We start from the raw sequence: 16224 nt of genomic DNA on the forward strand, positions 1-16224 counted from the left end.
AACCCTGGACACCCTGATTAAGAGTCAGGTGCTCTACCAACTGAGCTAATCGCGCTTATCTGTGATGTATTGTTTTACAACGCAAAAATTATTATAAGTCAAAAATCATGAAAAAGCAACCCCTTTTTTACAAAAAATTTCGAAAAAATTCGATTTTTCTTTCTTTTTTTACTTGTTTTTTTCGGATTTTTACAGTTTTTTGTTTTTGGTTATAAGGGGCCATCGTTTTTGCGATTCTTTTTCCGGATAAACATGACAGAAAAGAGGTAAGAAAATAAAATATCCAGCGATTAGCAATGTTTGCGAGGACAGCAGTCGGAATTAAGGATTTTGTATACTTCGTCAAAAGACTTTTTAATTAAAAGAAGTTTTCGGTTGAGCTTCGGGTGGCAGTAGCATATTTCACAGAGTCGGGAATTTCGGCGTTTTCGCTTCATATAAACTCCTTTATTAGGAAGACGGATCGGACGGCTTTTATAAGCGGGTCTGAAAAGTCTTTTTTTTATTATATGAAGAAAGCAGGGAATCGTTCCGGTCAAAACCGTTCCCTGCTGTTTCTTTTGTTTTTGCTATTTTTGCAGCTTTCGCTGTTTCTGTTGATTTTTTCTGCTTCCTCTATTTTCTTATGGCAATGAGTTTATTGATGGGATTTCCCTTTGAAGAAAATTTTTCTTCGTATTCTGTCATGATATTTCCGTGGTTGAGTTCGGCGTTATGGTGCAGATCATAAGTGAATGCTTGAAGCGTCCATCCGGCTTCTTTTACCTGCTCTAAAGAAAAATCAAATAAAGGGGTGTTGTCTGTTTTAAATTCTACAAGACCTTGCGGGGGAAGGACTTTTTCGTAGCGGGCTAAAAATTCTGTTGATGTAAGGCGGCGTTTTGCGTGTCGGGCTTTTGGCCATGGATCGGAAAAATTCAGGTAAATCTGTTCGATTTCCGATTCGGCAAATACTTCTGGAAGTTCTCTTGCGTCCATACAGACAAAACGGATATTTTTCAGATCGGCAAATTCATCGGTATCAAATTTCTCTACAGCCCGAAGCAGCACGCTGGAATACCGTTCGATACCGATAAAGTTGATATTCGGATAAGTTTTTGCCATGTTTAACAGGAAACGCCCTTTCCCCATGCCAATCTCGATTCGGATCGGGTGGGTGTTTTCGAAAACAGAAGACCAGTTTCCGCGCAGTTCTTTTGGATTTTTTATTACGGTAAAATGTGCCTGAAGCGTATCTTCGGCACGGGGGATATTTCTAAGTCGCATACGGTTTCTCCTTGTATTTTGATAATTTATTGAAATTCAGGAAACCATTCTATCATAACATGACAGCTTCGGGAGGTCAAAGATTTAAAGCTGTCTGCAAAGCGATGACAGGACAAAAATGAAAAGAAATGAAGCTGTCTGCAAAAGTCTGGAAAACAGGACTGAGATTTATTAGAAGAACGGGAAGCAGGAGGGCAAAAATCGGCGAAGGTGATTTTTAGAAGATGTGGCTTGCATTTTGAAAAAAAAGGTGTATCATAGGTATATATTATTGCTGACAGGAGGCTTTTTATGGACTCTATTTTGGATAAATTGACGGAAATTGAAAATGCGGCGTCGGCGATCGTTCGTCATGCTGAGGAGCAAAAAGACGTACTTGATCAGGAATTTGATGAGAAACGCAAAAAGTTCGATGAGGAATTAGAGAATAAGACAAGGGCTCGCCTTGAGAAGATCCGGGAGCAGTTGGAAAAAGAACAGTCGCGTGTTCTTGACAGCAGCAGCGGGGCAAGTCAGGATACGATCCGCAGTCTTCAGGAAGAATATAAAGAGAAGCATACAGAATATGCCCATGAAATACTGAGACGGATCACAGAGGTGTAGCTGATGGGAAACTTACTTAAGTACAGTGGGATCGTGACGAAGATCCGGGCGATGGAAGCGAAGCTTCTGACCCCTGAGCAGTTTGCGGATATTGCGAATTTGCGGAGCGTTCCCGATATTGTCGATTATTTGCGGAAAAATACGGCGTATGCGTATGTGCTTGACACCCTGACGGAAGATCAGATCCACAGAGGGAATATTGAGAAAGTACTTGTGCAGTCACTCTATCATGATTATAAGAAGATTTATCGATTTTGCGGTCAGAAGCAAAGGGGATTTATGAAGCTGATCATGAAAGGGTATGAGATCGAGCTGATTAATTATTGTCTGCGTATTGTGATCAATCATTACAAGAAGCCGTTTGATCTTAATTATAAGAGCGCGTTTTTTGACCGGTATTCTCAAATATCTATCGGAAAACTTATTACGTCAAGGACAACGGATGAACTCGTGGAGAATCTGAAAGGGACGGAGTATTACGCCCCTTTGAAGAAAATAAAAGACACGGATAATGTGACGCTTTATGATTACAATCTGGCATTGGATCTTTATTATTATACATCCACATGGAAAGAACAAAAGAAGATTTTGAAAAAGGCGGATCTGGAACTGTTTATGCGGGATCGAGGCTCTAAGATTGATCTTTTGAACATTCAGTGGATATACAGGGCGAAAAAGTATTATAATATGAAACCGGCGGATATTTATCTGATGCTTATTCCGATCCACTATAAATTATCGACGGATGTGGTGAAAGATATGGTGGAGGCGCCGGGCATTGAAGAGTTTGAGAATGTCGTCATAAGAACAACGTATGCCCGACATTATAATTTTAAACAGAATTTGACGATGGAACAGATGTATGCAGATTGTCTGCATCATCTGTATACAGTAGACCGGCGCAGGAATCCGTATTCAGTCGCCGCGATCAACACCTATCTCTTCTTGAAGGAAGAAGAACTGAAAAAGCTGACGACCGTTATGGAGTGTGTGCGGTACGGACTGACTCCGGGGGAGACGTCGGCGTACATTGGAGGTAGAACCCGATGATCGTAAAGATGAAATTTATTAATATATCAGGACCGCGAAATGATATTGACCGCGTTACCGATCAGTATTTGTCGCGGTACGAGATTCAGCTTGAGTCAGCGCTGTCAGAGCTTAAGACAGTAGACAACTTAAGACCTTTTGTGGAGCTGAATCCATATAGAGAAGTGCTAAGCAAGGCAAATGAATTCGTAGGATACCTTCCGAATGCGGAGACGGTAGAACCTGATACGAAGCTGGGACTTGACGATATGTTTGAACTTGTCCGCAAAGCGGATGAAGATTATCGTTCACTTCAGGAAAAAAAGGAAAAACTTAAGAAAAAAATCGAACAATACAGGGCGAAGCAGCAGATCATAGCGCCGTTTCGTCCTTTGGAATGTGATCTCCACCGTGTGCTTCATTATCGATATATCACGTATCGTTTCGGGCGGATTGCAGTAGAATTTTATCATAAAATGCAAAAGTATCTCATGGACGATCTGAAAGCAATCTTTGTTGAAGGAGAGCGGGATGAAAGTTATGTGTACGGTGTGTACTTTGTTTCACAGGCGGAGACACAGAAAGTCGACGCTGTTTTCCGGTCGCTTCATTTTGAACGAATCGAGCTGCAAGACGAATTTGAAGGAACTCCGGATACAGCATACCGTTCCCTGGAAAATGAGATCGCCAGGGTGAATTTAGAAATCGAAGATCTGGACAAACAGGCGGGCGAGATGCTGGCAGACCGGGCACCGCAGCTTATTGCGACAAGAAACAGGCTGGAAGAGCTGTCTAATAACTTCGATGTAAGAAAACTTGCCGCGAGAATGGAAGATAATCAGGAAGATTATTATATTTTGTGCGGCTGGATGGCGGAAGATGATGTGGATAAATTCGTTGAAGAAGTGAAAGATGACGAGAAGGTGTTCGTTGTTGTAGAAGACGATCACGATGCATATTTCGGAGAACCGCCGACGAAGCTGGAAAATCCAAAACTGTTTAAACCGTTTGAAATGTTCGTCAGTATGTACGGACTTCCGGCGCATAATGAGATGGATCCGACAATGTTTGTCGCTTTGACATATTCGTTTATCTTCGGAGTGATGTTCGGAGATGTGGGGCAGGGACTGCTTCTTTTGATCGGGGGCGGTTTGATCTACCACTTTAAGAAAGCGCCTCTTGCAGGCATTATTGCAACGGCAGGTGTATTTTCTACGGTGTTCGGATTCTTGTTCGGAAGTATTTTCGGATTTGAAGACGTTCTTCCCGCATTGTGGATGCGGCCCATCGATCATATGACGACACTGCCGTTTTTAGGAAAACTGAATACCGTGTTTATTGTTGCGGTTGCATTCGGTATGTTCCTGATCATGGTTGCGATGGTTCTTCATATTATTAACGCATTGCGTGGAAAAGATATGGAAAGCGCATGGTTTGATCCGAACGGCGTGGCAGGACTTGTGTTTTATCTTGCGGTTGTAGTGACGATCGTACTTTTTATGACAGGCAATCCGCTTCCGGGAGGGATTGTTATGGCGGTTATGTTCGGTATTCCGCTTTTGCTGATCTTTTTCAGAGAACCGCTTACAAGAATACTTCAGAAACGGGCAGACAAGATGGAGACGGGAAAGGCAATGTTTGTTGTACAGGGATTTTTCGAACTGTTTGAAACACTGCTTAGTTATTTCTCAAATACGATTTCCTTTATCCGTATCGGCGCGTTTGCAGTGAGCCATGCGGCGATCATGGAAGTTGTGCTGCAGCTGGCAGGCGCGGAGAGCGGCAGTCCAAACTGGGCAGGAGTTATTCTTGGAAACTTGTTCGTATGCGGATTTGAAGGTCTGATCGTTGGAATTCAAGTACTTCGTTTGGAATATTACGAGATGTTCAGCCGATTCTATAAAGGAAGCGGTCATGCATTCGATCCATATACAAAGAAAAATACAAAGAGAAACAGCCGAAAATAAATTTCTTAAAATTCATCATATCATAGGAGGAACTTACAATGACAATGGGAACAAAAATCGTTTTTATCATCACACTGATCGTGAGTATTATCGTGCCGTTCGGATATTATCTGCTCGGTGAAAAGAGCAGAAAACGTTACAAAAGAGCAATCGGAACGAACGCATTCTTTTTCTTCGGAGCATTTGCCATCGCCTCGATCATGCTTCTTGGCGGTCCGAACGTACAGGCGGCAGAAGCTGTGACTGCTGACGCAGGCTTTGCAACAGGAATGGGGTATCTTGCGGCGGCGATCGTTACAGGACTTTCCTGTATCGGCGGCGGTATCGCAGTTGCCAGTGCAGCCAGCGCGGCTTTGGGAGCTATCAGTGAAGACTCCAGCGTACTCGGAAAATCTCTTATTTTCGTAGGTCTTGCAGAAGGAGTATGTCTCTACGGTCTGATCATCTCCTTCATGATTTTAGGTAACTTATAAGAAAAAGAAAGGATCTGGCGTCATGAAGATGTATCTGATCAGCGATAATGTTGACACATATACGGGGATGCGTCTTGCAGGTGTGGACGGAATCGTCGTCCATGAACAGGATGAATTAAAACAGGCATTAGAACATGTGCTTGAGGATAAAAGCATCGGTATTGTACTCTTGACTGAGAAATTCGGACGGGAATTTCCTGCAATTATTGATACGTTTCGTTTGGAACGTAAGATGCCGCTCCTCGTAGAGATTCCGGACCGGCACGGAACGGGACGAAAAAAAGATTTTATCACATCCTATATAACGGAAGCGATCGGACTGAAATTATAGGACGGCAGAGATTCCGATGAACAGAGGATGGAAATAGATAAAGCAGAAAATAAATCAGACAAATGAAGCAGATAAATCGAGAAAAGGGAGGGCTTCCGGTTGACTCTTGAAGAGAAACTCACATATATGCAGACTGTGTCTATGGAGCAGGCGCGCGCAGAAGGAAATGCGATCATAGACGCGCACAGAGAAGCGCTTGAAAAAATATTTAACGATCATAAGTCGGAGATGCTAAGACAAGCCGAAACGCGTGTGAAAGCAGAGACGACAAATGCGAAACGTACAGTAAGTCAGGCATTGGCAAAATCTCAGCTTGAGATTAAACGCAGTCAGGGAAAAGTGCAGCAAGAATTGAAAGATAAAGTTTTCGAAGAGGCGGTGCAGCTTGTCAATGATTATATGAAGACAGAAGCATATGACGACTTCCTCGTTAAATGCATTAAAAAGGCAGCGCAGTTTGCGGGAAATGATCCGGTTGTCATCTATATTAATCCGTCAGATGCCGAAAAACTTGCAAAGCTGGAAGCAGAAACGAAGGTTCGGCTGACAGTGAGCACGGAAGATTTTATCGGCGGTGTGCGCGCGGTGATCCGTTCACGTAATATTTTGATGGATCATTCGTTTAAGACACAGCTCCGTGATGAATATGATAAATTTTTGTTCTTAGGAGGTGACGGAATTGCTTAATACCGGAACAATTTATGGAATTAACGGACCTGTCATCTACCTGAAAGGAAATACAGGATTTCGTATGTCGGAGATGGTCTATGTCGGAAAACAGAAACTGGTAGGCGAAGTAATCGCTCTTGACAAAGACCGGACGACGATCCAGGTGTATGAAGAAACGACAGGACTGAAACCCGGAGAGGAAGTTGTTGCCAGCGGAAACGCGGTTTCGGTGACTCTTGCGCCGGGAATCTTGAATAATATATTTGATGGAATCGAGCGCCCGTTGGAAAGAATTGCAGAGACAGGCGGCGCTTTTATTACAAGAGGTGTCAGCGTAGATTCTCTTGATAAAAAGAAAAAGTGGCAGACACATATTGTTGTCGAGAAGGGACAGTATCTTCATGGCGGAGATATTATAGCAGAAGTGCCGGAGACTCATGCCATTTTGCATAAATGTATGGTTCCCCCGGATGTAGAAGGAACAGTTAAAGAAGTTGTGGAAGACGGAGAGTATACGATTGATGAAACTCTTGTGATTTTGGAACTTTCTGACGGAGAGGAAAAGAAGCTGACGATGACGCAGCATTGGCCGATCCGCGTTCCCAGACCGACGCATCATCGGTTCCCTGCATCTGTTCCGCTTGTGACCGGACAGCGTATCATCGATACAATGTTTCCGATCGCGAAGGGCGGTACAGCGGCAATTCCGGGAGGATTCGGGACAGGAAAGACGATGACGCAGCATCAGATCGCAAAATGGGCAGATGCAGATATTATTATTTATATCGGATGCGGAGAACGTGGAAATGAAATGACACAGGTTCTTGAAGAGTTCGGTGAACTGACAGATCCAAGGACGGGTAATCCGCTGATGGACAGAACAACGCTGATCGCGAATACGTCCAATATGCCGGTGGCTGCCCGTGAAGCAAGTATTTATACAGGGCTTACTTTGGCAGAGTACTATCGGGATATGGGGTATGACGTAGCAATTATGGCAGACTCTACTTCCAGATGGGCAGAAGCGCTCCGCGAACTTTCAGGACGTTTGGAGGAGATGCCTGCCGAAGAAGGATTTCCGGCTTATCTGGCATCAAGATTGTCAGCGTTCTACGAGAGGGCCGGAATGATGCACAACCTGAACGGAACGGATGGATCTGTTACGATCATCGGAGCGGTATCGCCTCAGGGCGGTGATTTTTCCGAGCCGGTTACGCAGAATACGAAACGTTTCGTGCGCTGCTTTTGGGGACTGGATAAAAGTCTTGCGTATTCAAGACATTTTCCGGCGATTCATTGGCTTACAAGTTACAGCGAATATCTGAATGATTTAAGTCACTGGTATCAGGATAACGTATCCCCGCAGTTTGTTGATTACAGAAACCGATTGATGGCGCTTTTGAATCAGGAAAGCAGTCTTTTGGAAATCGTAAAATTGATCGGAAGCGACGTTCTGCCGGATGATCAGAAGCTCGTGCTTGAAATTGCCCGTGTGATCCGTCTTGGATTTTTGCAGCAGAATGCATTTCATAAAGATGACACATGTGTTTCGATGGAAAAACAGTTCTTGATGATGGATACAATTTTATATTTGTATAAACAGGCAAGGACACTTGTGACGATGGGACATCCGATGTCTGTTTTGAAAGCAGAAAATATTTTCGACCGGGTGATCGCGATCAAATATGATGTGCCGAATGACAGATTGGAAATGTTTGCTCAATATCATCGTGACATTGACACATTTTATCAGAATGTTTTGGAAAAGAATGCATAAGGAGAACCGAAGATCATGTCAATCGAATATTTAGGATTAAGCAGCATCAACGGCCCGCTGATCGCGCTGGAGGGAGTACAGGATGCATTTTTCGACGAGATTGTGGAATTCGTCGTGGACGGTACGCAGAGAAAGATTGGACGTATCGTAGAAATATATGAAGACAAAGCGGTTATTCAGGTATTTGAAGGCTCTGAAAATATGTCGCTGAAAAATACACATACAAAATTGACAGGACATCCGATGGAGATCGCTCTTTCACCGGATATGCTCGGCAGAACGTTTAATGGGATCGGAATTCCGATCGACGGACTCGGACCTATTGCTTCGACGCTGAAAAGAGATGTGAACGGACTGCCGCTCAACCCTGTGAAAAGAGAGTACCCCCGAAACTATATCCGAACGGGAATTTCTGCAATCGACGGATTGACGACTTTGATCCGCGGACAGAAGCTTCCGATCTTTTCGGGAAACGGTCTGCCCCATGATCAGTTGGCGGCACAGATAGTAAAGCAGGCTTCTCTCGGTGAAAATTCGGACGAAAAGTTTGCCATCGTATTTGCTGCAATGGGAGTAAAACATGACGTTGCAGATTTCTTCCGTAATACGTTTGAAGAAAGCGGGGTTGCGGATCATGTTGCGATGTTTTTGAACCTTGCAAACGATCCTGTTGTGGAACGTCTGATCACGCCGAAAGTAGCGCTGACGGCGGCAGAGTATCTGGCATTTGAACAGAATATGCACATTCTTGTAATTTTGACAGATATGACGTCCTTTGCCGAGGCGATGCGTGAAGTCTCTTCCTCAAAAGGCGAGATCCCAAGCAGAAAAGGATATCCCGGATATCTGTACAGTGAACTTGCCACGATTTATGAAAGAGCAGGTATCGTGCAGGGAGTGAATGGATCGGTTACGCAGCTTCCGATTCTTACGATGCCGAATGATGATATTACGCATCCGATCCCGGATTTGACCGGGTATATTACAGAAGGACAGATCGTGCTTGACCGTCCTCTTCACGGACAGTCAATCTATCCGCCGATCAACATCCTTCCGTCTCTGTCCCGTTTGATGAAGGACGGCATCGGAGCAGGATATACGAGAGAAGATCATCAGGATTTGGCGAATCAGCTCTTCTCTGCGTATGCAAAAGTGGGGGATGCAAGAAATCTGGCATCTGTTATCGGTGAGGATGAATTATCGCCGATCGATAAGAAATATCTTGAGTTTGGAAAAGAGTTTGAAGAAAAATATATCGGACAGGGAATGAATGAAAACCGAACGATAGAAGAAACTCTTGATCTTGGATGGAAACTGCTCGGACGTCTTCCGCGAGAAGAGCTTGACCGTGTTGATACGAAGATCCTTGATAAATATTATAAACCGATTGAAGAAGAATAAAAACGGGGAAGGAGGGTGTATATGGATCCGCGTACATTTCCGACAAAGGGAAACCTTATGCTGGCAAAAAATTCACTTGCGCTGGCAAAGCAGGGATATGACCTGATGGATAAAAAGCGAAATATATTGATTCGGGAATTAATGGATCTGATCGATGAGGCGAGAACGATTCAGGAGGAAATAGATACAACATTCACTTATGCGTACGAGTGTCTGCAAAGAGCGAATATTGAAAATGGAATCAGTAATGTAGAGATGCTTGCTTACACGGTTCCGATCGAGAATTCCATTACGATCCAGACGCGCAGTATAATGGGAACGGAAATTCCTCATGTCAAATATATGCCTGACGCCGGACAGCCGACTTATTCGTTCAGCACAACCCGTGAGTCTATCGACAAGGCGCGAGAAGCTTTCCGCAGAGTGAAAGATCTGACTGTGAAATTATCCATGGTGGAAAACGCCGCGTATCGACTTGCGGGAAATATCAAAAAGACGCAGAAGCGTGCAAACGCATTGCAGAATATAACAATTCCGATGTATACTTCACTTGTATATACGATTACGAACGCATTGGAAGAAAAAGAGCGTGAAGAATTTACCCGTTTGAAAGTGATTAAACGGATGAAGACAAAGAAACAAGGTGGCTGAGAAACCTTACTGATCTTTCAGTATGTCTGTTTGAAAGGGAACATATGAATGATGTAAATGGAAAAAAAGTTGATAAAAAAACGGCAGGAAAATTTAAAAACTGGAAGACTGCTTTGGGTATGGAGCTGCGGGAACATAAAAGTTCTGCGATCGTATATTTTACACTGCGGGCGCTTGTGATCATTATGCTTGTGCTCCAGCTTTTGAATCGGAATTATGAAAATGTATTTTTGTGCATTCTTACGCTTCTTTTGCTGGTGATTCCGAGCCTGGCGCAGATTACATTTAAGGTGGAACTTCCGACGGCGTTGGAGATCATTATTCTTGTGTTTATTTTTTCGGCGGAGATCCTTGGAGAGATCAGTGAGTTTTATCTTGTATTTCCGTTTTGGGATACGGTCTTACATACGCTGAATGGTTTTCTTGCGGCGGCGATCGGATTCTCCCTTGTCGATCTTCTTAACAGAAGCGACAGAACTGTTTTTACGTTATCGCCTCTTTTTACGGCAATCGTAGCGTTTTGTTTTTCCATGACGATTGGAGTTGTCTGGGAGTTTTTTGAATTTGGAATGGATATGATCATGGGACTTGATATGCAGAAAGACACGGTGATCCATACGATTCGTTCGGTAATGCTCGATCCCGGCGGACATAATGTGCCGTATACGATTCAGAATATAACGGATGTAGTAGTGAACGGGCAGTCACTTGGACTGAGCGGATATCTTGATATCGGACTTCTTGATACGATGCAGGACCTGATCGTTAATTTTATCGGCGCGGCTGTTTTCTCTGTACTTGGATTTTTCTATGTGAAGACGAGAGGTAAAGGAAAAGTTGCCGGAAGCTTTATTCCGAGAAGGAAAGATCATGACAGAGACTTCTTAAGGATCGCAAGAGAATCTGCTCAAAACGAGGAAGGCAGGAAAGAAGAGAGCGTGCAGCGGGAAGACGGACGGGACGGAAGCCGGAAAGAGACGCAGTAAAGAGTGATTTTGAGCAGTCAGTCAGTACAATAGATGTGGTTTTATAAACATTATGATGGAAACAAGTCTATTTTTGACAATGTTTGTTAAAAAATAGACATGCAGATTATGCAATACGACAAAAAATACGGAGAAAACGGGAAGTTTATCGTGCAGAAATTTCGATAATTTACAAAAAATAAATATTGTAAAAAAAGAGGGATGAAAAATGAATAAAATTTCATCCTTTTTTTATGTTTTGAGATAGCAAAATGAAAGAAAAAAATGGATTTTTTTTGGATGTGGATAAAAAAATGGAAATATTGACAAAAAGATTCTTCGGGTGTAATGTTTTATTCGACTTTTAGGAAAGCCGGGAAACACAAGAAAACGGCTTGCGCCGGAAGCGGCTGATACCTAGGAGACGCAAGGATTACAGGGGTTCGAAGAGGAACGGTTCTCAACAGGCAGGAGCTCTTTTTTTATGCCCAAAAAGAACGGAAAATAAGAAGCCTGTAAAAAACGAAAAAAGGAGGGAGCAATACGGGAGATCTGACAGAAACATTGATGGACGAGCTGAACTGCGAGACTGTTCTGAGACTTCCTATATTAGGAGATATTTCAGAATCGGTTGTCGTTACATGGATTATTATGGCGTTTCTGGTTCTTTTGTCTGTCATATTAGTAAGAAATCTTAAAGTTGAAAATCCCGGAAAAGTGCAGCTTGCACTGGAGGCAATGATCGGCTGGGCGCAGGATTTCTTTGAAGGAATCATCGGCAAAGAAAATAAAGCCTATGTGCCGTATTTGATTACAGTGCTTCTTTATCTGGCAGTGTCAAACACGATCGGTCTGTTCGGTTTTAAACCGCCGACAAAAGATCTGAACGTGACGGCGGCGCTGGCGATCATGAGTATGTGTGTCATTGAATTTTCGGGAATTCACAAAAACGGAGTAGTCCACTGGATGAAACATTTTGCAAAGCCGGTTCCGGTTGTGGCGCCGATTACGGTGCTGGAAATTGTGATTCGGCCGTTGTCGCTGTGTATGCGGCTTTTTGGAAATATGTTGGCGGGATTTGTGGTGCTGGAGCTTTTGAAATTTTTCGTGCCGCTTATTTGCCCGATCCCGGTAAGTTTCTATTTTGATATCTTTGACGGGCTTCTTCAGGCATATGTATTTGTATTCCTGACAGCGTTATTTATGACGGAGGAAATGGAGTAATTCCGAAAAGGAAGAGAAAAAAACAGAAACAGAAGATAGAAATAATGAAATTCTGCATGTACAAGGCTGCGCAATAGTTTGGCAAGTTCAGGAAATGCAGGAAAGTACGAAAGAATCAAAAAATATCAAAGAATAAAGGAGAACATGAAATGGAAGCAATTATAGCAATCGGAGCAGCAGTAGCAGTTTTGACAGGTATCGGAGCAGGTGTTGGTATCGGAATCGCAACAGGAAAAGCAGCAGAAGCAATCGCAAGACAGCCGGAAGCAGAAAGCAAGATCAGTAAAAACCTGATCCTTGGATGTGCGCTTGCAGAGGCAACAGCTATTTACGGATTTATCATCGGAATTTTGATCATCATCCTTCTTGGTTAATTTAGTCAGATGTTACACTGTTAAAATGACGGGAAAGGTATGGGGAAAAGATGATAGAAATAAATATGAGTCTTGTCTATACAATAATAAATGTGATTATTCTCTATCTCTTGCTGAGACATTTTCTTATTAAGCCTGTGACAGACATTATGGAGAAACGGAAACAACTGATCGCCGACGGACTGAAAAATGCTCAGAATGCACAGGATGATGCCCTTAAGATGAAACAGGAATATGAAGCGGCTTTAAACGGGGCGAAACAGGAATCGGTGCAGATTGTGGAAAATGCCAGAAAGAGTGCGAAAGCAGAATACGATCGTATTTTGGAAGAAGCAGGGAATAAGGCAGACGGGATCATTGAGTCTGCGAAAGAGACTGTACGTATTGAACGGGAGAAAACAATCCGTGAACTGAAAGGAGAGATCTCTGGTTTGGCAATCGCTTCAGCGGCGAAGATTGCAGGAAAGGCTCGGGATGAAGAGAGAGAGTATCAGTTGTTTGATCAGTTTCTGCAAGAAACAGGAGAGGGACATAGAGATGGAGACGAATAAGAAAGTCATTTGTTCTTCTTCGGCAATGCGATATGCGGAAGTCCTTTTTGAACTTGCGCTTCCGAAAGAAACGATTGGAAAGACGCGGGAAATTTTTTCGGAAGTACCGCAGATAACGGAGATTCTGGAGAATCCGACGATCCGTCAGGACAAGAAAGAGCAAGTGATCGACAAAGTATTTCCACAGGAAATCAGAAATTTTTTGAAGGTTGTCTGCCGTTATCAGAAGATCGATTTGATCGAAGAGATTTTTGACGCATATGATCTGCGGACAGATGAAGAAGAGAAGATTGTAAGGGCTGTTCTTTTTTGCACTGTATTTCCAAACGAGGAGCAAAAACGAGGCATGGAGTCATTTCTCTGCCGGAAATATCATGCGAAGAAGGCATATATAGAGATACAAAAAGACGATTCCCTGATCGGCGGATTTGTTCTGCGGGTGGGAAGCGATGAGTATGACAGAAGTGTGAAAGGCCGTTTAGACAGATTAGAACAAAGATTACTATGGAGGTGAGCGAGGTGAGTTCGATCAACTCAAATGAAATTATTTCAATCTTAAGAGAAGAGATTGAGAATTTTGATATGATGAGCAAAGACAGCGAAGTAGGAACCGTAGTTTCCGTAGGTGACGGAATCGCTGAAGTTTATGGGATCGACCATGCAATGTACGGAGAGATCGTTACATTTGAGAATGGTTTAAAGGGAATGGTTCAGGATATCCGCAGAAATGAGATCGGCTGTATCCTCTTCGGAAGCGATACAAAGATCAGCGAAGGTACGAAGGTAACCCGCACAGGAAAGAGAGCGGGTGTTCCTGTTGGAGACGCTTATATAGGAAGAGTTGTGAATGCGTTAGGAGAGCCGATCGACGGGAAAGGTGGAATTGAAGCTGATGATTACCGCCCGATCGAGCAGGAAGCGCCGGGGATCGTTGACAGAAAATCGGTCAGTGTTCCAATGGAGACAGGAATTCTTTCTATTGATGCTATGTTTCCGATCGGAAGAGGACAAAGAGAGCTGATCATCGGAGACAGACAGACCGGAAAGACGTCGATCGCGCTTGATACGATCTTGAATCAGAAAGGGAAAGATGTGATCTGTGTCTATGTTGCTGTCGGACAGAAAGCATCTACAGTGGCAAAGGTTGTCAATACATTGAAAACAAACGGAGCGTTTGACTATACGATTGTTGTGTCATCGACAGCGAGCGACTGTGCGCCGCTTCAATATATTGCTCCGTATGCAGGAACTGCAATGGCAGAATATTTTATGTATAAAGGAAAAGACGTCTTGATCGTGTACGATGATCTGTCAAAACATGCGGTCGCTTACAGAGCGCTTTCCCTTTTGCTTGGACGTTCTCCGGGACGAGAGGCTTATCCGGGAGACGTATTTTATCTTCATTCAAGACTGTTGGAACGTTCCAGCAGACTGAGTGATGAGAACGGCGGCGGTTCGATCACAGCCTTGCCAATTATTGAGACACAGGCAGGAGACGTATCTGCATATATTCCGACAAATGTTATTTCGATCACAGATGGACAGATCTTTCTGGAGAGCGGATTGTTTGCCTCCGGTATGCGCCCGGCGGTAAATGTCGGTTTGTCCGTGTCCCGTGTAGGCGGCGCGGCACAGACGAAAGCAATGAAAAAGGCATCTGGAAGTATCCGTATCGACCTTGCTCAGTACAGAGAGATGGAAGTGTTCACACAGTTTAGTTCGGATTTGGACGCTGCGACAAAAGAACAGTTGGAATATGGAAGCGGATTGATGGAACTTTTGAAACAGCCGTTATATCATCCGATGTCGCTGCATGAAAAAGTAATTACTCTTTGCGCTGCAACGCACAAAGTATTTCTTGGCATCGACAAAAAGGAGATTCGTCAGTTCCGTCTTGATCTGATGACATGGTTCGACACGAAATATCCTGAGATCGGCAAAGAAATCGAAGAGAAAAAAGTGTTGTCTGATGAATTGATCGATCAGATCGTTTCGATCGCAGAGGAATTTAAAAAGAGCAGGTGATAACATGGCAAATATCAGAGAGATACAAAGCCGTATCAATAGTGTAAAAGATACGATGAAGATTACAAATGCGATGTATATGATTTCTTCTTCAAAGATGACACATGCGAAGAAAAAACTTGCGGATACAGAACCGTATTTTTACGGTCTGCAAGGTGAGATATCAAGAATTCTCAGACACTTGCCGGACTTGCATCACGGATATTTTTCGGCGCGTGAGAAAATTCCGGAGGGGGAACGCAAGATCGGTTCAATCGTCATTACAGCGGATAAAGGACTGGCCGGAGCATATAATCACAATATCGTGAAGCTGGAAGAAGAGATACTGGCGCGTCCGGGGATTCATAAATTGTTTATCGTAGGTGAACTTGGACGGCATTATTTCGCAAAGCGGGATGTACAGATCGATACGAACTTCCAGTACACGGTGCAAAATCCGACGATGCATCGGGCGAGAGATATTGCGGCGGTGCTGCTCGAACAGTTCCGTGAAAGGGAATTGGATGAGATCTATATCGTTTATACAAGAATGGAAAATTCTGTTCAGGCAGAAGCGGAAGTTATGAAACTTCTTCCCCTTGAGAGAAGTTCGTTTAATGAAATGAAAATGCCGTTGAATATGCACAGAGAGGCGATCGCGCTTTACCCGTCGGCAGAGGCAGTTATGGACAGCATTATTCCGAACTATGTGACAGGAATTGTGTACGGAGCGCTTGTCGAGGCGTATGCCAGTGAACATAACGCCCGTATGATGGCGATGAAATCTGCGACAGACAGTGCGAAAAGTCTGATCCATGACTTATCGGTCATATATAACCGTGCCAGACAGGCGGCGATCACACAGGAGATCACAGAGGTGTGCAGCGGTGCAAGGGCACAGCAAAAATAGAAATGCGTATGAAAAACAGCGGTTAAAGC

17 protein-coding genes are annotated in these 16224 nt (G+C 43.6%); 16 read left to right on the forward strand and 1 reads right to left on the reverse strand.

Translation table 11 applies throughout. From position 1 onward, the window contains the following. Positions 1 to 615: 615 nt before the first annotated feature. Entirely contained in the window at positions 616 to 1266 is a 651-nt protein-coding gene (gene trmB, locus RCH61_RS06120; RefSeq protein ID WP_178007112.1) for a tRNA (guanosine(46)-N7)-methyltransferase TrmB, read from the reverse strand. Positions 1267 to 1557: 291 nt separating this feature from the next. On the opposite strand from trmB, the gene RCH61_RS06125 reads away from it, so the two are divergent. The 16 genes from RCH61_RS06125 to atpG all read left to right on the forward strand — a co-directional run bounded on the left by RCH61_RS06125 (position 1558) and on the right by atpG (position 16195). Continuing rightward, on the forward strand, positions 1558 to 1869 hold the full coding sequence (locus RCH61_RS06125) for a hypothetical protein (protein ID WP_178007110.1): 312 nt from the start codon (positions 1558 to 1560) through the stop codon (positions 1867 to 1869). Between the two features lie 3 nt (positions 1870 to 1872). After that, positions 1873 to 2919 (forward strand): V0D/AC39 family V-type ATPase subunit, encoded by a 1047-nt coding sequence (locus RCH61_RS06130; protein ID WP_178007108.1) that lies wholly within the window; start codon positions 1873 to 1875, stop codon positions 2917 to 2919. Continuing rightward, positions 2916 to 4865 carry a V-type ATP synthase subunit I gene (locus RCH61_RS06135; RefSeq protein ID WP_178007106.1) on the forward strand — a complete coding sequence of 650 codons (1950 nt, stop codon included), beginning with the start codon at positions 2916 to 2918 and terminating at the stop codon, positions 4863 to 4865. Before RCH61_RS06130 ends, RCH61_RS06135 begins: the two co-directional genes overlap by 4 nt. Positions 4866 to 4903: 38 nt before the next feature. After that, on the forward strand, positions 4904 to 5338 hold the full coding sequence (locus RCH61_RS06140) for an ATP synthase subunit C (protein ID WP_004848465.1): 435 nt from the start codon (positions 4904 to 4906) through the stop codon (positions 5336 to 5338). Positions 5339 to 5360: 22 nt separating this feature from the next. Continuing rightward, entirely contained in the window at positions 5361 to 5669 is a 309-nt protein-coding gene (locus RCH61_RS06145; RefSeq protein ID WP_178007105.1) for a V-type ATP synthase subunit F, read from the forward strand. A 99-nt stretch (positions 5670 to 5768) separates the two neighbouring features. Beyond that, positions 5769 to 6356 (forward strand): V-type ATP synthase subunit E, encoded by a 588-nt coding sequence (locus RCH61_RS06150; protein ID WP_306480167.1) that lies wholly within the window; start codon positions 5769 to 5771, stop codon positions 6354 to 6356. After that, complete coding sequence (locus RCH61_RS06155) at positions 6349 to 8115, forward strand: V-type ATP synthase subunit A (protein WP_178007103.1); 1767 nt, start codon at positions 6349 to 6351, stop codon at positions 8113 to 8115. Before RCH61_RS06150 ends, RCH61_RS06155 begins: the two co-directional genes overlap by 8 nt. A gap of 15 nt (positions 8116 to 8130) precedes the next feature. Then, positions 8131 to 9516 carry a V-type ATP synthase subunit B gene (locus tag RCH61_RS06160; RefSeq protein WP_178007101.1) on the forward strand — a complete coding sequence of 462 codons (1386 nt, stop codon included), beginning with the start codon at positions 8131 to 8133 and terminating at the stop codon, positions 9514 to 9516. Between the two features lie 21 nt (positions 9517 to 9537). Continuing rightward, complete coding sequence (locus RCH61_RS06165) at positions 9538 to 10167, forward strand: V-type ATP synthase subunit D (protein ID WP_178007099.1); 630 nt, start codon at positions 9538 to 9540, stop codon at positions 10165 to 10167. A 44-nt stretch (positions 10168 to 10211) separates the two neighbouring features. Next, the gene (locus RCH61_RS06170; RefSeq protein ID WP_178007097.1) at positions 10212 to 11153 is read left to right on the forward strand and encodes a hypothetical protein; all 942 of its coding nucleotides are present in this window, start codon (positions 10212 to 10214) and stop codon (positions 11151 to 11153) included. Between the two features lie 546 nt (positions 11154 to 11699). Beyond that, positions 11700 to 12356, forward strand: coding sequence for a F0F1 ATP synthase subunit A (locus tag RCH61_RS06175; RefSeq protein WP_178007096.1), 657 nt, complete (start codon positions 11700 to 11702; stop codon positions 12354 to 12356). A 149-nt stretch (positions 12357 to 12505) separates the two neighbouring features. Beyond that, positions 12506 to 12730 carry an ATP synthase F0 subunit C gene (gene atpE / locus RCH61_RS06180; protein ID WP_004848489.1) on the forward strand — a complete coding sequence of 75 codons (225 nt, stop codon included), beginning with the start codon at positions 12506 to 12508 and terminating at the stop codon, positions 12728 to 12730. A gap of 50 nt (positions 12731 to 12780) precedes the next feature. After that, positions 12781 to 13281 (forward strand): F0F1 ATP synthase subunit B, encoded by a 501-nt coding sequence (gene atpF, locus RCH61_RS06185; protein ID WP_178007094.1) that lies wholly within the window; start codon positions 12781 to 12783, stop codon positions 13279 to 13281. Beyond that, positions 13268 to 13795 (forward strand): ATP synthase F1 subunit delta, encoded by a 528-nt coding sequence (gene atpH / locus RCH61_RS06190; protein ID WP_178007092.1) that lies wholly within the window; start codon positions 13268 to 13270, stop codon positions 13793 to 13795. The genes atpF and atpH overlap by 14 nt, the downstream gene beginning before the upstream one ends. A 5-nt stretch (positions 13796 to 13800) precedes the next feature. Beyond that, complete coding sequence (atpA, locus tag RCH61_RS06195; RefSeq protein WP_178007090.1) at positions 13801 to 15306, forward strand: F0F1 ATP synthase subunit alpha; 1506 nt, start codon at positions 13801 to 13803, stop codon at positions 15304 to 15306. A gap of 4 nt (positions 15307 to 15310) precedes the next feature. After that, the gene (gene atpG, locus RCH61_RS06200; RefSeq protein WP_178007088.1) at positions 15311 to 16195 is read left to right on the forward strand and encodes an ATP synthase F1 subunit gamma; all 885 of its coding nucleotides are present in this window, start codon (positions 15311 to 15313) and stop codon (positions 16193 to 16195) included. Positions 16196 to 16224 lie beyond the last annotated feature (29 nt).

The organism is Mediterraneibacter sp., assembly GCF_030825015.1.
GTDB lineage: Bacteria > Bacillota > Clostridia > Lachnospirales > Lachnospiraceae > Mediterraneibacter.

Excerpts from the sequence above, each read along its gene's own strand:
- trmB (WP_178007112.1), bottom strand. The coding sequence starts at position 1,266 with ATGCGACTTAGAAATATCCCCCGTGCCGAAGATACGCTTCAGGCACAT.
- RCH61_RS06125 (WP_178007110.1), top strand. The coding sequence starts at position 1,558 with ATGGACTCTATTTTGGATAAATTGACGGAAATTGAAAATGCGGCGTCG.
- RCH61_RS06130 (WP_178007108.1), top strand. The coding sequence starts at position 1,873 with ATGGGAAACTTACTTAAGTACAGTGGGATCGTGACGAAGATCCGGGCG.
- RCH61_RS06135 (WP_178007106.1), top strand. The coding sequence starts at position 2,916 with ATGATCGTAAAGATGAAATTTATTAATATATCAGGACCGCGAAATGAT.
- RCH61_RS06140 (WP_004848465.1), top strand. The coding sequence starts at position 4,904 with ATGACAATGGGAACAAAAATCGTTTTTATCATCACACTGATCGTGAGT.
- RCH61_RS06145 (WP_178007105.1), top strand. The coding sequence starts at position 5,361 with ATGAAGATGTATCTGATCAGCGATAATGTTGACACATATACGGGGATG.
- RCH61_RS06160 (WP_178007101.1), top strand. The coding sequence starts at position 8,131 with ATGTCAATCGAATATTTAGGATTAAGCAGCATCAACGGCCCGCTGATC.
- RCH61_RS06165 (WP_178007099.1), top strand. The coding sequence starts at position 9,538 with ATGGATCCGCGTACATTTCCGACAAAGGGAAACCTTATGCTGGCAAAA.
- RCH61_RS06170 (WP_178007097.1), top strand. The coding sequence starts at position 10,212 with ATGAATGATGTAAATGGAAAAAAAGTTGATAAAAAAACGGCAGGAAAA.
- RCH61_RS06175 (WP_178007096.1), top strand. The coding sequence starts at position 11,700 with ATGGACGAGCTGAACTGCGAGACTGTTCTGAGACTTCCTATATTAGGA.
- atpE (WP_004848489.1), top strand. The coding sequence starts at position 12,506 with ATGGAAGCAATTATAGCAATCGGAGCAGCAGTAGCAGTTTTGACAGGT.
- atpF (WP_178007094.1), top strand. The coding sequence starts at position 12,781 with ATGATAGAAATAAATATGAGTCTTGTCTATACAATAATAAATGTGATT.
- atpH (WP_178007092.1), top strand. The coding sequence starts at position 13,268 with ATGGAGACGAATAAGAAAGTCATTTGTTCTTCTTCGGCAATGCGATAT.
- atpG (WP_178007088.1), top strand. The coding sequence starts at position 15,311 with ATGGCAAATATCAGAGAGATACAAAGCCGTATCAATAGTGTAAAAGAT.